This window comes from Rhizobium acaciae (assembly GCF_025941625.1).
Lineage (GTDB): Bacteria > Pseudomonadota > Alphaproteobacteria > Rhizobiales > Rhizobiaceae > Rhizobium > Rhizobium acaciae.
In genome coordinates, this window is record NZ_JAPCZO010000003.1 from 186,257 (window position 1) to 202,234 (window position 15,978).

10 protein-coding genes are annotated in these 15,978 nt (G+C 62.6%); 4 read left to right on the forward strand and 6 right to left on the reverse strand.

The window, feature by feature from the left end:
• Nucleotides 1-105 precede the first annotated feature (105 nt).
• A complete protein-coding gene (gltB, locus tag OLZ32_RS06670) occupies nt 106-4,830 on the forward strand; it encodes a glutamate synthase large subunit (protein ID WP_264420266.1) in 4,725 nt (1,574 codons plus the stop codon).
• Between the two features lie 226 nt (nt 4,831-5,056).
• Entirely contained in the window at nt 5,057-6,511 is a 1,455-nt protein-coding gene (locus OLZ32_RS06675; protein WP_026160007.1) for a glutamate synthase subunit beta, read from the forward strand.
• Between the two features lie 189 nt (nt 6,512-6,700).
• On the opposite strand, the gene OLZ32_RS06680 is transcribed toward OLZ32_RS06675, so the two are convergent.
• On the reverse strand, nt 6,701-7,942 hold the full coding sequence (locus OLZ32_RS06680) for an SGNH/GDSL hydrolase family protein (RefSeq protein ID WP_264420268.1): 1,242 nt from the start codon (nt 7,940-7,942) through the stop codon (nt 6,701-6,703).
• A gap of 173 nt (nt 7,943-8,115) precedes the next feature.
• Nucleotides 8,116-9,339 (reverse strand): lytic murein transglycosylase, encoded by a 1,224-nt coding sequence (locus tag OLZ32_RS06685; RefSeq protein WP_264420270.1) that lies wholly within the window; start codon nt 9,337-9,339, stop codon nt 8,116-8,118.
• A gap of 204 nt (nt 9,340-9,543) precedes the next feature.
• Between OLZ32_RS06685 and galU the strand changes: the two genes are divergently transcribed.
• Nucleotides 9,544-10,431: a UTP--glucose-1-phosphate uridylyltransferase GalU gene (gene galU / locus OLZ32_RS06690; RefSeq protein ID WP_003542870.1), complete on the forward strand. Its 888-nt coding sequence runs from the start codon at nt 9,544-9,546 to the stop codon at nt 10,429-10,431.
• 69 nt (nt 10,432-10,500) lie between these two features.
• Here galU and OLZ32_RS06695 read toward each other — a convergent pair whose 3' ends face one another.
• The gene (locus OLZ32_RS06695) at nt 10,501-12,042 is read right to left on the reverse strand and encodes an outer membrane beta-barrel protein (protein ID WP_264420272.1); all 1,542 of its coding nucleotides are present in this window, start codon (nt 12,040-12,042) and stop codon (nt 10,501-10,503) included.
• Between the two features lie 159 nt (nt 12,043-12,201).
• Here OLZ32_RS06695 and OLZ32_RS06700 point away from each other — a divergent pair, with 159 nt between their 5' ends.
• On the forward strand, nt 12,202-13,197 hold the full coding sequence (locus OLZ32_RS06700) for a KpsF/GutQ family sugar-phosphate isomerase (RefSeq protein WP_264420274.1): 996 nt from the start codon (nt 12,202-12,204) through the stop codon (nt 13,195-13,197).
• 28 nt (nt 13,198-13,225) lie between these two features.
• Here OLZ32_RS06700 and OLZ32_RS06705 read toward each other — a convergent pair whose 3' ends face one another.
• The 3 genes from OLZ32_RS06705 to hemH all read right to left on the reverse strand — a co-directional run bounded on the left by OLZ32_RS06705 (nt 13,226) and on the right by hemH (nt 15,941).
• Nucleotides 13,226-13,681 carry an NfeD family protein gene (locus OLZ32_RS06705; protein WP_003542867.1) on the reverse strand — a complete coding sequence of 152 codons (456 nt, stop codon included), beginning with the start codon at nt 13,679-13,681 and terminating at the stop codon, nt 13,226-13,228.
• A gap of 3 nt (nt 13,682-13,684) precedes the next feature.
• A complete protein-coding gene (locus tag OLZ32_RS06710) occupies nt 13,685-14,725 on the reverse strand; it encodes an SPFH domain-containing protein (protein WP_003542866.1) in 1,041 nt (346 codons plus the stop codon).
• A 181-nt stretch (nt 14,726-14,906) separates the two neighbouring features.
• Nucleotides 14,907-15,941, reverse strand: a complete 1,035-nt coding sequence (gene hemH / locus OLZ32_RS06715; RefSeq protein ID WP_264398435.1) for a ferrochelatase — start codon at nt 15,939-15,941, stop codon at nt 14,907-14,909.
• Between the last annotated feature and the right edge of the window lie 37 nt (nt 15,942-15,978).

Genomic DNA, 15,978 nt, shown 5'->3' on the forward strand with positions numbered 1-15,978 from the left:
CGATCTTCACAATGCAACAGCGCTGTCATGCGCCGAACCTATCTTCGGGTTGCGGCGCGGGACGAAAAGCCGCCCGCGGCCCCGCGGGCTTCGACAGGAGGAAAGATGATGACGAAGACGCCATCCATGGAAGTTGACCGGTTTGCTGCTGCAGAGCTGCGCGCGACGGCCAATATGTCCAAATTCGCCTCCGGCCTGCCGAAGAAACAGGGCCTCTACGATCCGCGCAACGAACATGATGCCTGCGGCGTCGGCTTTGTCGCGCATATGAAGGGCCAGAAGTCGCACCAGATCGTCAAGGATGGCCTGTTCATCCTCGAAAACCTGACGCATCGCGGCGCCGTCGGCGCCGATCCGCTGATGGGTGACGGCGCCGGCATCCTGGTGCAGATCCCTGACCGTTTCTTCCGCGAGGAGATGGCCGAGCAGGGCATCACCCTGCCGCCGGTCGGCGAATATGGTGTTGGCCATATCTTCATGCCGCGTGATGAAAAGCAGATCGAGCACTTCAAGAAGGTGATCAAGGACGTCATCACCGAGGAAGGTCAGGTCTTCATCGGCTTCCGCGACGTGCCGGTCGACAATTCCTCGCTCTCCAAGGCGCCGGCCATTGCCGCAACCGAGCCGCATCATGTGCAGGTCTTCATCGGCGCCGGCGAGGATGCCGAAAACAACGACGAGTTCGAGCGCCGGCTGTTCACGCTGCGCAAGGTAATCTCCAACCGCATCTATGACGAGTTCGACGGCGAGGAGAGCAATTTCTATCCGGTGTCGCTGTCGTCGGCGACGGTGGTCTACAAGGGTATGTTCCTGGCCTATCAGGTCGGTGTCTATTACAAGGATCTGTCGGATCCGCGTTTCGAAAGCGCGGTCGCCCTGGTGCACCAGCGCTTCTCGACCAACACCTTCCCGTCATGGAAGCTCGCGCATCCCTACCGTATGGTCGCTCATAACGGCGAGATCAACACGCTGCGCGGCAACGTCAACTGGATGGCGGCCCGCCAGGCGTCGGTCTCCTCGCCGCTATTCGGCGAGGACATCTCCAAGCTCTGGCCGATCTCTTACGAGGGGCAGTCGGACACGGCCTGCTTCGACAATGCGCTCGAATTCCTGGTGCGCGGCGGTTATTCGCTGGCGCATGCCGTGATGATGCTGATCCCGGAAGCCTGGGCCGGCAACCAGTCGATGGCCGCCGAACGCAAGGCGTTCTACGAATATCATGCGGCGCTGATGGAGCCCTGGGACGGGCCGGCTGCCGTCGCCTTCACCGACGGCAAGCAGATTGGCGCGACGCTCGACCGCAACGGCCTGCGGCCGGCGCGCTACCTGGTTACCGATGACGACCGCGTCATCATGGCGTCCGAAGCCGGTGTGCTGCCGGTTCCGGAGGAGAAGATCATCCAGAAGTGGCGCCTGCAGCCGGGCAAGATGCTGCTGATCGATATGGAAGAAGGCCGCATCATCTCCGACGATGAGGTGAAGTCGCAGCTGGCGACGGCGCATCCCTATCGCAGCTGGCTCAACCGCACCCAGCTCATCCTCGAGGACCTGAAACCGGTGGAGCCGCGGGCTCTGCGCCGCGACGTGTCGCTGCTCGACCGCCAGCAGGCCTTCGGCTACACGCTCGAGGATACACGCATCCTGATGTCGCCGATGGCGACGACCGGCCAGGAGGCGATCGGCTCGATGGGCACGGATACGCCGATCTCGGCGATGTCGGAAAAGCCGAAGCTGCTCTACACCTATTTCAAGCAGAACTTCGCGCAAGTGACCAACCCGCCGATCGACCCGATCCGAGAGGAACTGGTCATGAGCCTGGTTTCCTTCATCGGGCCGCGGCCGAACATTCTCGACCATGAGGGGGCGGCGAACGCCAAGCGGCTCGAGGTGCGTCAGCCGATCCTGACCAATGGCGATCTCGAAAAGATCCGCTCGATCGGTCATACGGAGGACCGTTTCGACACCAAGACGCTCGATTTCACCTATGATATCGAGCGTGGTGCCGAAGGCATGCCCGAAATGCTCGACCGGCTCTGCGAGCGCGCGGAAGCGGCCGTCAAGGGCGGCTACAACATCATCGTGCTCTCCGACCGCCAGATCGGGCCGGACCGGATCGCGATTCCTGCTTTGCTTGCCACAGCTGCCGTGCATCACCATCTGATCCGCAAGGGGCTGCGCACCTCGGTCGGTCTCGTCGTCGAGACCGGAGAACCGCGCGAAGTCCATCATTTCTGCCTGCTCGCCGGCTACGGCGCCGAGGCGATCAACCCCTATCTCGCCTTCGACACGCTGCTCGACATGCATGCCAAGGGCGAATTCCCGAAGGAAGTGGATGCTTCCGAAATCGTCTACCGCTACATCAAGGCGGTCGGCAAAGGCATCCTCAAGGTCATGTCGAAGATGGGCATTTCGACCTACCAGTCCTATTGCGGCGCGCAGATCTTCGATGCGATCGGCCTGCAGTCGGAACTGATCGACAAGTATTTCTTCGGCACCGCGACGATGATCGAAGGCGTCGGCTTAGAGGCGATCGCCGCGGAAACCGTCGCCCGTCATAACGCGGCCTTCGGCACCGATCCGCTTCTTGCCACGACGCTCGACATCGGTGGCGAATATGCCTACCGCATGCGCGGCGAAAGCCATGCCTGGACGCCGGATGCGGTTGCGGCCCTCCAGCATGCCGTGCGCGGCAATGCCGAGGACCGCTACCGCGAATTCGCCGATATGGTCAACAATTCGGCGCTGCGTATGAACACGATCCGCGGTCTGTTCAAGATGAAGAGCGCGGAGGCGCTCGGCCGCAAGCCGGTATCGATCGACGAGGTCGAGCCGGCGGCCGATATCGTCAAGCGTTTCTCGACGGGGGCGATGTCCTTCGGCTCGATTTCCAGGGAGGCGCATACGACGCTGGCAATCGCCATGAACCGAATCGGCGGCAAGTCGAACACCGGCGAGGGCGGCGAAGAATCCGACCGCTATATACCGCTGGCCAATGGTTCGATGAACCCGGAACGTTCGGCGATCAAGCAGATCGCCTCGGGCCGCTTCGGCGTCACCACCGAATATCTCGTCAATGCCGACGTGCTGCAGATCAAGGTGGCGCAAGGCGCCAAGCCTGGCGAAGGCGGCCAGCTGCCGGGTCACAAGGTTGACGCGACGGTTGCCAAGACCCGCCACTCGACACCGGGCGTCGGCCTGATTTCGCCGCCGCCGCACCACGATATCTATTCGATCGAAGATCTGGCACAGCTGATCTACGATCTGAAGAACGTCAACCCGACTGCCGATGTTTCGGTCAAGCTGGTCTCGGAAGTCGGCGTCGGCACGGTCGCTGCCGGCGTCGCCAAGGCGCGCGCCGACCATATCACGGTCGCCGGCTTCGACGGCGGCACCGGTGCGTCGCCGCTGACCTCGCTCAAACATGCCGGCAGCCCCTGGGAAATCGGCCTTGCCGAGACCCAGCAGACGCTGGTGCTGAACGGCTTGCGTTCGCGCGTCGCCCTGCAGGTGGACGGCGGCCTGAAGACCGGCCGCGACGTCATCATCGGGGCGCTGCTGGGAGCCGACGAGTTCGGCTTTGCCACCGCGCCGCTGATTGCCGCCGGCTGCATCATGATGCGCAAGTGCCATCTCAACACCTGTCCGGTGGGCGTGGCGACCCAGGATCCGGTGCTGCGCAAGCGCTTCAAGGGCGCGCCGGAGCACGTCATCAACTACTTCTTCTTCGTCGCCAACGAAGTGCGCGAAATCCTCGCCTCGCTGGGCTTCACCCGGCTTGACCAGATCATCGGCGCCTCGGAGCTGCTGGAGAAGGACGAGATGCTGAACCACTGGAAGGCGAAGGGCCTCGACTTCAGCCGCATCTTCCACAAGGTCGACGCTCCCAAGGAAGAGACCTTCTGGACGAGCCGACAGAAGCACCCGATCGACGACATTCTCGACCGCGTGCTGATCGAGCAGGCGCAGCCGGCACTGACCGCCAAGACGCCTGTTGCCTTCGAGGTCGGCATCAAGAACGTCGACCGTTCGGTGGGAGCGATGCTTTCCGGCGAGGTCGCCAAGCGCTTCCGCCACCGCGGGCTGAAGGAAGACACGATCAACGTGACGCTTCGCGGCACGGCGGGGCAGAGCTTCGGCGCCTTCCTGGCGCGCGGCGTCACCTTCAACCTGATCGGCGACGGCAACGACTATGTCGGCAAGGGCCTTTCGGGTGGCAAGATCATCATCAGGCCGCCGGAGAATTCGAGGATCGTGGCCGAGGACTCGATCATCGTCGGCAACACCGTGCTTTATGGTGCGACCGAGGGCGAATGCTACTTCCGTGGTGTGGCGGGCGAACGTTTCGCCGTGCGCAATTCGGGCGCGATCGCCATCGTCGAGGGTGTCGGCGACCATGGCTGCGAATACATGACCGGCGGCGTCGTCGTCGTGCTCGGCGCCACCGGCCGCAACTTCGCGGCCGGCATGTCCGGTGGTGTCGCCTACGTGCTCGATGAAACCGGCGATTTCGCCAGCCGCTGCAACATGGCGATGGTCGAGCTCGAGCCGGTGCCCGAGGAGGACGACATGCTGGAGAAGCTGCATCATCACGGCGGGGATCTCATGCACAAGGGACGCGTCGACGTCTCCGGCGACATGACGCGCCATGACGAGGAGCGCCTTTACCAGCTGATCTCCAACCATCTGCATTATACGGGCTCGGCCCGCGCCACTGAGATCCTCGACAACTGGGCCGACTACCGCCCGAAATTCCGCAAGGTCATGCCGGTCGAATACCGTCGTGCGCTCGAGGAAATGGAGCGCAGCCGGATGGGCATCGCCGCGGAATGAATTGCACCGGACATCCGTCATCTGCTGACTGCAGGTGACGGGTGACGAAAATATCTCGATGACCCGTGACGATCACGCCGACGGCGAAAGCTGTCCAGATCGCCCGGATGTCTTTCAGGGGATATGGTCCAATGACGGTCAAGACAAGCAACTTGCCCCGGGTACCGGGACTGACGATAGACAGATTGGCTGCGGTGAGGCGGTCATGAGGGTAAGGGACGAAAATATGGGTAAGGTAACAGGGTTTCTGGAAATCGACCGGCAGGTGGCGAAGTACCAGCCGGCGTCGGATCGTATCCGCCATTTCCGCGAGTTCACGATCCCGATGTCGGACCCGGAAGTGCAGAAGCAGGCCGCGCGCTGCATGGACTGTGGCATCCCCTATTGCCACGGCCCGACCGGCTGCCCTGTTCACAACCAGATCCCCGATTGGAACGACCTCGTCTACAACAACAACTGGGAAGCGGCGATCCAGAACCTGCATTCGACCAACAACTTCCCCGAGTTCACCGGTCGCGTCTGCCCGGCGCCCTGCGAGGAAGCCTGCACGTTGAACCTCGAGGATGCGCCGGTCGCCATCAAGACGGTCGAACAGGCGATCGCCGACAAGGCCTATGAGCTCGGCTTCATCCGGCCGCAGCCGGCCACGGTCCATACCGGCAAGAAGGTCGCCGTCATCGGCTCCGGCCCTGCCGGCATGGCGGCCGCCCAGCAGCTCGGCCGCGCCGGCCACGAGGTGCATCTCTACGAGCGCGAGACCAAGCCGGGCGGACTGCTGCGTTACGGCATCCCCGATTTCAAGATGGAGAAGAACTTCATCGACCGCCGCGTCGAGCAGATGAAGGGCGAGGGCGTCACCTTCCATTGCGGCGTCAATGTCGGCGTCGACGTCAAGGTCGAGCAACTGCTCATCGATCACGACGCCGTGCTTTACTGCGGCGGCTCCGAGACGCCGCGCGAGGCGGGCATTCCGGGCACCGACCTTGCGGGCGTGCATGATGCGATGCCCTATCTGGTGCAGCAGAACCGCCGCGTCGGGCGCGAGAACATCGATAGCGTCGGCTGGCCGTCGGACCCGATCCTTGCCGGCGCCAAGCATATCGTCGTCGTCGGCGGTGGCGATACGGCTTCTGACTGCGTCGGCACGGCGTTCCGCCAGGGCGCCGTCAAGGTCACCCAGCTCGACATCCGGCCGCAGCCGCCGGAGAAGGAAGACAAGCTTGCCGTCTGGCCTTTCTGGGCGACGAAGATGCGCACCTCTTCCTCGCAGGCCGAGGGCGCCGTGCGTGAATTCCAGGTGGCCACTCTTGAATTCGTCGGCGAAGACGGCGTGCTGACCGGCGTCAAGTGCTGTGAGGTCGACGAGCGCCGTCGGCCGGTTCCAGGCACGGAATTCGTCATCCGGGCCGATCTCGCCTTCATCGCCATCGGTTTCCGCGGGCCGTTCACCGGCAGCGTGCTGAAGGAACTCGAGGGCAAGCTGACGCTCAACACCGACAAGCGCGGCTCGACCAACGTCGTCGCCAACGACCGCAACTACAAGACTTCGGTCGACAAGTTCTGGACGGCGGGCGACGTGCGCCGCGGCCAATCGCTGGTGGTCTGGGCGATCCGTGAAGGCCGCCAGGCGGCGCGCGCCATCGACGAGGAACTGATGGGCTCGACCGTCCTGCCGAACTGAGCGTCAGCCGCACACCTTTCCGAACACACGAACTCCGCCCCTCCGGCGGAGTTTTTTCATGGTGCGCCGCGCTGTAGTGCGACCGCTTGACGCGGAGGCCGTGCGCCGCAAAGCCCCAGGCAATGCCGGGAAGCGAGATTTTCCGCCGGACGCGGGCTCAGAAGGAGCCGGCCACCTCGCGCGGCCTTTTCACTTGACCGAGACTTCGGCCGGCGCCTTTGCCACAGGCAGGCGGTAGTCATCGACGCGGCCGGGAGGTGCTGGCGTCATTTCGCCCTGCTCGACCAGCAGGTCGCGCGGCGACCGCGTCAAAGCCACAGGCGGCGGCCTGGCGCCGAGAAGCTCGGCGCCGCCGTCGAGATTGGGATCGGAGAGGCTGATCGGCACGGTATGTTCGACCGGATTGGTGGGAAGGCCGAGGCCGGGCAGATTGCTGGAGTCGAGGCGGACCAGATCGGGGCTTGCCTGCGTGCCGAGAAGACGCCGCGCCGGTTTTTCCACATAGAAGGCGAGCTTGCGCCGGCCGGCCTGGGTCAGGTTGATGCCATCGGAGGTGCGCAGGCGCACCTGCTGGCCGTTCACATCCGAACCGGTGACGATGAAGTTGCCGTTTTCGTCGACGAAACCATCCCAGATATCGACGAATTCACCGCCGATGCTTTCGACCTGGTTGCGGTAGAGCTGGTTCATCTGGACGGCATCGGCCGTCATCGAATCGGATTCGAAGGCGGGAAGACCGACCCATAACAGGGGGATCTTGCGGTCGGTGACCTCCTTGCCGAAGGAAAGCACGCGGTGACGGTATTCGGTGAACCAGCCATCGGTTCGGAATTTTTCCTTGGCGGTGTCGGTCACCATCTGCTGGCGGTCGTTAGCGCCGATCATGACGACGACCATTGCCGGCTTCAGCTCGTCGATCATCTTCGGCAGCTGTTCCGGCCAGTCGTAATAGTCGTCGCGGACAAGACCCGATGAGACGTTGCCGCGGGCTTCGACGACGACACCCGGCGAGGTCTCGAAGGCGGCGGTGAGGCCGTCGCCGAGGCCGCTGGCCAGGAAATCGCCGACGATCAGGATCTTTCGGGCGTCGCCGAGCTTTTGTACGGCCGGCTCCTCCTCCTGTACGGGAGCGCGGACCGGCGGTGCGGTGCGGGTATTGACAATGGCTTTCTGCGCCGGCGGGCGTTTGCGCTGCTGGCGTCTCGGCTGCTGAACGTCAGGGGCCTGCGGGCCGTCGTCGAGATAGCGCCGGCCAAGGAAGAAATCGAAGATCGACCGGCGCTGATAGCGCTGCTCCTGGGCTTCGGCGACATGCACCGGCGCAGGCACGCCAAGGCATAGCGACGCCGCCGCCAAGGCGAGCACGAGCCAACGGATTTTACGGGTCCGATCAGTTTTCTTCGTCATGGGCAGTTCCGCATCTGCCGGCATCTTGCACGCAGGGCAGGCCAGCGTCCACTCCCACTACTATCTAGGTCACGGTTCTGCCTGTTGTAGAGCATCATGCCGAAAAGTGTGTGGGGTTTCGGGCGATATCATGCCCTACTTCCTTGATTCAAATGCGGATTGAGATTTCTGGCCGGTCCGGCCGGGATCATCCCGATCTAGCGGCGCAGTGCGTTCAGAAGCGGCAGCGAAGGCTCGCCGTCCGGCTGCATGCCGATGCGCGATTGCACGGCTGATATCGCCGCCTTCGAACCCGAGCCGAAATTGCCGTCGACCTCGCCACTGTAATAGCCGAGCGTCTTCAGACGCGTCTGCAGCTCGAATTTCTCGGTGATGTCGAGTGCGCCGTTCGGGCGCGGCCAACGCTGCTGCATGCCGCCGTAGCCGGCGATCTGGTCGGCCAACAGGCCGACGGCAAGCGCGTAGCTGTCCGAGGCATTGTAGTTCTTGATGGTGAAGAAGTTGGCGGTCATCAGGAAACCCGGGCCACTGGGCCCGGCGGGCATCTTTAAGACGGCTTTGGTGGCGCTCTCGCGGAAGGCCTTGCCGTTCGGGCGTGTCAGGCCGAGTGCCGCCCATTGGGCCAACGTATGGGTCCTGCCGGTCTGCTTGGCAGCCGCTGCGGGAACGACGACCTCGTAGCCCCAGGTCTTGCCGGTGTCCCAGCCGTTCTTCATCAGGAGATTGGCCGAGGTCGCCAGCGCGTCGGGGATCGAGTTCCAGATATCGCGATGGCCGTTGCCGTCGGCATCGATGGCATAAAGCAGGTAGCTTGTCGGAATGAACTGGGTGTGGCCCATGGCGCCGGCCCAGGAGCCGGTCATCTCGCGTGCCGGCACATCGCCGTTCTGCAGGATCTTCAGCGCGGCGACCAGCTGTTTCTTGGCGAATTTGGCGCGGCTCGGATCGGCATAGGCAAGCGTTGCCAGGGCGCGCGGCACGTAATGCAGCCGGTCGTCCTTGTCGAGAACTGCGCCGTAATTCGATTCCATCGACCAGATAGCCAGCAGTATGGTCTTGTCGACGCCGAAGCGCTGCTCGATCGCAGCGAGCGTTCTTGCGTGCTTGGCGGCCATCTCGCGGCCGATCTTGACCGTATAGGGGTTGACGCGGGAATCGACATAGTCCCAGATCTTCGAGGTGAATTCCGGCTGGTAGGCCGCCTTTTCGAGCACGGTCGGATCGGGCTCGCTCACCCCGGAAAAGGCCTTTTGATAGGTTGCCTTACTGATGCCACTCTGAGCGGCAGTCTGGTAAAAATCCGCGATCCATTTCTGGAAGCGGGAATCAGCTTTCGCGTTGTCGGGGACCAGTGCCACCTGGACGGCGACAACGAGGGCGAGAGCAAGACCACGAAGGGAGTTTTTGTGATTCTGGGTCATCGACAGTCGTATCCGTCATCTTTAGTTTCTGGTGCAGCGGGGCATCACGTCCGCCCAGACCCGAGACTACAGGAACGGAGTCAACAAATTCTTTACCATGGCGGCCCGCTGCGGTCACCATTTGCAAAACAGTAGCAATTCTATACTAGTTAAAGCTAAAAAGCTCTATTTCCAAAGCGATATGATCGAAGCAGGAGGCCGGGTGTGGCTCAACACAACAAAGTTCGTAAAGCAGTATTTCCGGTTGCCGGATTGGGAACGCGATTCCTGCCGGCGACAAAGGCTGTTCCGAAGGAAATGTTGACCGTCGTCGACAAGCCAATCATTCAATATGTCGTCGATGAGGCGATCGAGGCGGGGATCGAACATCTGGTCTTCGTCACCGGACGCAACAAGCACGTCATCGAAGATTATTTCGACATTCATTTCGAGCTGGAACAGACGCTGCGCGAACGCGCCAAGAAGGCGGAGATTACGCTTCTCGCCCAGCAATTGCCGAAGGCAGGCACGGTGAGCTTCACTCGCCAGCAGGAGCCTCTCGGCCTCGGCCACGCCGTGTGGTGTGCGCGTGAGATCGTCGGCGACGAACCCTTCGCACTGCTGCTGCCCGATATGATCATGAAGGGTGACAAGGGCTGCATGAAGGGCATGATCGACCTCTATGCCCAGAGCGGCGGCAATATCATCGCCGTCGAGGAATGCGCGCCGGACCAGGCGCATAAATACGGCATCGTCGGCGTCGGCGAGGCGATCGGCGACGGTTTCCGCATCACCGGCATGGTGGAAAAGCCTGCCAAGGGCACCGCGCCTTCCAACTTCTTCATCAACGGCCGCTATATCCTGCAGCCTGAGATCTTCAAGATCCTCGAAACCCAGGAGCGCGGCGCCGGCAACGAGATCCAGCTCACCGACGGCATGTTGAAGCTGCTGAAGGAACAGGATTTCGCCGGCTACCACTTCCGCGGCGCGACTTACGACTGCGGCGCCAAGGACGGCTTCATCCTGGCGAACGTCGCCTTCGCCCTCGAACGCGCCGATATCCGCCCCTCCGTCGAAGGCGGCTTCAGGGAACTGCTTGCCGGCCTGAAATAAGTTGTAGATTCAACGTAATAGAGCGCCGCGTGTCCTTACGGATACGCGGCGCTCTATTTTCCGACATTCTTAGCGTTTCAGCTTGAGACCGACGCCGGCTCGCCATTGCTGCGAGTCGCTGCCTTCCTTGCGCGTCGTCAGCTCGTAGCCGAGCGTACTGGTCAGATCGAGATAGCGGTTGATGTTCCAGGTCAGGCCGGTTGCGGCGGTATAGACGAGCTCGTCGTTGATGGTGCTGTCCGTGGGATAGTCGCGCCATATGACTCCGCCGATCATCGTCCCGACCAGGTTGTCGCGCAGCTGGTGGGTGACCGTCGTCGTCAGCGCGTGCGAGACGTAGCCGCTTTCGCCTGCCGTGGTCGAGGGTTGGATGCTCGTCTGCAGGTCGAGATTGACATCGGTGCCGCGGATCGGCGACCAGAGCAGGCTCGCATCGAGCGTGGCGGTATCGATCGAAGATAGGCGGCTGTCTTCGAAATCCGCCATCTGGTAGCCGACACCGACTTCACCCTTCAGCTTTTCACCGAGATCCACCTCGACGCCTGCCTTGGCGCCATAGCTATGGCCGGAACGCTCGTAACCGGCAGAATCGCGCGTCTCGTCGTAGACCGAACGGCCGATCGTCGCCTCGATGAAGGGAATGAGCGCGGGAGACAGCTCGTAACCGACGCGGCCGCGCAGCGTGCCCGCCGTCTGGTTACGGTCGCTGAGCGCGACGGTGGTGCCGTTGGCAAGCTTGGCATCCGAATAGATCGAGCGGGTCAGTGCCAGTGCCGTTGTGCCGCGCAGGATGCCGAAATCGCGTTGGACGGAGGCGCCGGCCGAAAATTCCTGCACGTCCGATTGCTGTGCGGCGTCGGCGATGGCGTCGGGATCGTCCGTATCCTCACGGTAGAAGTTATAGCCAGCGGTCAGGTGCGCGGTCGTATCGTCGGGAAGATCCAGCCTGAGATCGCCGTTGACTTTAAAGGAAGGCTGCTCCTCCCCCTCGCCGCTGATATTCCTCTGCCAGGCGCCTTCCGAGGTGACGGTCAGCTGGTGCCGGCCCCAGTCGGAAGTCAGTGTCGCTGCCGCATCCGTTTCGAGAAAAGCGCGCCGCTGCCTGGTATTGCCGTCCTTGGTGGTCTCGGTGTTGATGCTCTGGGTGACGCTCGGGCGGAGCACGAAAGTGCCGATCGGGATTCCCGGCGTTTCTGCCGTCGAGGCGCTCTCGGCAGCCCTGCGGCGCGGCAGCGTCTCGTCGATCGGCGCCTCGCGGGTGTTCAGCCGGCGTATGTCCTCGTCGAGGATGGAGCCGGTAATGTCGTCGCCGGTTTGTGCGTCCGGTATGGCGGGCCGCTGCTGGGCATCGTCCGCGTTCGCGGTCGCGCCGTTTGCCGCAGGCGTGGCGGTGTCGCCGGTCTCGTCATCGAAACCGGCGGCCGATGCGGCATTGTTGGTGGCGCGATTGTCCGGAGAGGCGGTGGAGCGGCCGTTTGCCGGCTGCGTCGAGGCGGATTGCGCGAAGGCTGCCGTCTGGCTGAGAAGCAGGCCACCGAGCACGGCAAAAGAGACGGCACGGCTCATGGCGCGGAGCGGCGTCACACTGCTCGTCTGTTTTGGCTGGCCCATGCAATTCGCGCCTGACATGCTTTCGGTTCTTACCCAAAGGTAAAGCCTTGTGGTTAACCATTCGTTGCCGGCGGCGGGCGCTGTTCACAATTCGGAAAGAGTGCGGGTCGGAAAGAGCGCGGGGTGGACTTGGAAAGTGAAAAGGTCTAACGCAATTTCATGAACAGAAGAGCGATCAATCTCGTTGAAAACAGCGTGCTCGAGTCGGCAAAACGCACGATAGAGACCGAAAGACGCGGTCTTGAAGCGCTCGAACAAGCTTTTGACAATGGATTGGCCGGCCCTTTCACACGGGCCGTCGAAGTCATCGGCGACATCTCCGGACGTATGATCGTCACCGGCGTCGGCAAGAGCGGGCATATCGGCGCCAAGCTCGCGGCGACATTCGCTTCGACCGGAACACCCGCCTTTTTCGTGCATGCGGCGGAAGCCAATCACGGCGATCTCGGCATGATCGAGCGCGATGACGTCGTGCTGGCGATTTCCAAAGGCGGCGAGAGCGCCGAGCTCAAAAGTATCATTTCCTTCACGCGGCGCTTCTCCATTCCGCTGATCGCGATCACCTGCAGCGAAGGCTCTTCGCTCGCCGCCGCCGCCGATATCGTCCTTCTGATGCCGAATGAACAGGAGGCCTGCCCCAATGGGCTGGCGCCGACGACCTCGACGCTGATGCAGCTTGCCATCGGCGACGCGTTGGCGGTGGCGCTCCTGGAGGCGCGCGGCTTTACCGCCACGGATTTCCACGTCTTCCATCCGGGCGGCAAGCTGGGCGCGAGCCTGATGCATGTCGCCGATATCATGCATACCGGCGAGCGGCTGCCGCTCGTTGCCAAGGGTACGCCGATGCCGGAGGCGATCACGGTGCTGTCGCGCAAGCATTTCGGCTGCGTCGGTGTGCTTGATGAGGATGGGCGGCTCTGCGGCATCGTCACCGAAGGCGACATGGCGCGCAACCTGACGCGCAATCTCTCTGAACTTGCCGTCGACGACATCATGACGCGGACGCCGAAGACGGTGAAGCCGACGATGCTGGCGACCGCGGCCCTGGCGCTGCTCAACCAGCATCACATCGGCGCGCTGATCGTCATCGACGAGGACCGCCGGCCGGTCGGGCTGGTGCATTTCCACGACCTGCTGCGGATCGGCGTCGCCTGATCAGCTTCGTTTGATCAGAATCATTCGATCAGACGGGCTCGACCGTCAGGTCGCGGCCGTTGCTCGAAACCACCTTCACCTGTGTTCCGACGGGCAGGTCGGGCCCCATCACCTGCCATAGCGTATCGTCGAGGCGAATGCGGCCGCGGCCTTCGCGGATCGGTTCGTGCAGCGTCGCCGTGCGGCCGACGAGGCTGGCGCCGCGCTGATTGAGAAAGGGCTCGTCGGTCGTCGCATTGCGCAGCGTCAGCCGGCGGCCGGCGAAGGTCGTGGCAACGGCGAGAAGCGCAAAAAGGATCGCCTGCAACTCCCAGACCCAGAAGGCGCTGTCCCAGAAGAGCAGCGACAGCGCGCCGACGATCAAGGCGGCAAGGCCGATCCAGACCAGGAAGAAGCCGGGAACGATCATTTCCGCCGCGAGCAGCACGAGGCCCGCGACCCACCAGCTCCACGGACCGAGTTCGGCGACGATCTTCGCCAGCATGGCTTAGCGCTCCTGCTCGGGATTGAAAGGATTGGGAGTCGACGGATTGATCGGTGGCGTCGAGCGCGCCGGAGCGGGACGCGGACGCGGCGGTACCGGCAGCGGCGTTGATGGGCTGCTGCCGGCATCGCCGAAGACCTCGCGGGCAATGGCGCCGATACCACCGAGCGAGCTCAGGATGGAAGAGGCTTCCATCGGCATCATCACGATCTTGGAATTGGGCGCCGAACCGATCGAGGTGAGCGCCTCGGTGTATTTCTGGGCGACGAAGTAGTTGATCGCCTGGATGTCGCCGGCGGCGATCGCTTCCGAAACCATCTTCGTCGCCTTGGCTTCGGCCTCGGCCAGGCGTTCGCGGGCTTCAGCGTTGCGGAAGGCGGCCTCGCGCTGGCCTTCGGCCTGCAGGATGGCGGATTGCTTGGCGCCTTCGGCCCTGAGGATCTGCGCATTGCGCGAGCCTTCGGCTTCCAGCACCTGGGCGCGTTTCTCGCGCTCGGCCTTCATCTGGCGGGCCATCGCATCGACGAGGTCGCGCGGCGGCTGAATGTCCTTGATCTCGACGCGGGTGACCTTGATGCCCCAGGGATGCACGGCCTCGTCGACGACGCGCAGCAGCCGGTCGTTGATCGCATCGCGGTTGGAGAGCAGTTCGTCGAGATCCATCGAACCCATGACCGAGCGAATGTTGGTCATGGTGAGATTGAGGATGGCGTTTTCGAGGTTGGAGACCTGATAGGCAGCCTGGGCGGCGTTCAACACCTGATAGAAGGAGACCGCATCGGCCGAAACCGAGGCATTGTCCTTGGTGATCACCTCCTGGGTCGGCACGTTCAGCACCTGCTCCATCACGTTCAACTTGGCGCCGACGCGCTCGATGAAGGGGGTGATGAGGTTGAGGCCTGGCTCCAGTGTGCGGGTATAACGCCCGAAGCGCTCGATCGTATAGCGGTAGCCCTGCGGCACGGTCTTGATCCCGGCAAAGAGTACCAGGATGACGAAGATGACCAGCACGATCACGACGATGTCGAAGCCGCCGAACAACATGAAAAATTCCTCCTATCGGCGCATGCGCCCATACACTGATGTGGTGGGGTAGCATGTTCTTTGCGAGGAAGAAATGCCACACGGATGCCGCACATCCGTGTGAGATGGAGGTTTCGTCTCGGTTGGGTTATTCGGATCTTCGCCAGCTATCCGTGCGGCGCTGCTTTCTGAAAAAAGTTTCTCAAGCCCAGCCCTGCAATTCGCGGCGGACCACCTTTTCCAGCACCTTCATGCCGTCCTCGCCGTCGTTGAGGCAGGGGATATGCGCGAACTTCTCGCCGCCGTTTTCGTGGAAGGAGTGGGCAGCCTGTTCGGCGATCTCCTCCAGCGTCTCCAGACAGTCGGAGACGAAGCCGGGATTGATGACGGCGATGCGTTTGACGCCGTCCTTGGCGAGTTTCTCCACCGTCTTGTCGGTATAGGGCTGCAGCCATTCCTCCGGCCCGAAGCGGGACTGGAAGGTGACCATGAAGTTTTCCTTGGTGAGCCCGAGCCGCTCGCGCAGCAGCCGGCCGGTCTTCTGGCATTGACAGTAATAGGGATCGCCTTGCTTGAAATAGGACATCGGTATGCCGTGGAAGGAGGCGAGCAGCATCTCGGGCTTCCAATCGAGGGTCGAAAGATGCCTTTCGACCGACGCGGCGAGCGCTTCGATATAGGTCTCGTCGTCATGATAGGCGGGAACGGTGCGCAGCGCCGGCTGCCAGCGCATCGAGAGCAGCTTCTGGAAGGCCTTGTCGTTGACTGTGGCGGTCGTCGCCGCCGCATATTGCGGATAGAGCGGGAAGAGCACGATGCGGTCGCAGCCTTGTTCCTTCAGCGCGTCGATGCGCGAGCCGATCGACGGCGTGCCATAGCGCATCGCCCAGTCGACCTTAACGTTATCAAGATCCTTCAGGCGCTCGGCCATCAGCTCCGACTGGTTGCGGGTATAGGTGCGCAGATAACTTTCGTTCTGCTCCTTGTTCCAGATCAGCTCATAGGCCTTACCGACCTTCTGCGGGCGGGTGTTGAGCACGATGCCGAACAGGATCGGATACCACTTCCAGGGCGACCATTCGATGACGCGGCGATCGGTCAGGAATTCCCTGAGATAGCGGCGCATCGAGGTATAATCGGTGCCGTCAGGCGTGCCGAGATTGACCAGCAGCACACCGACCTTACCAAATTTGATGGCCGGATGATCGGCCGGGCGGAGTGAAATATTTGCTGTCATTCTGGCCCCAACGTTCATTTGTCTCTTCGGCTCATAC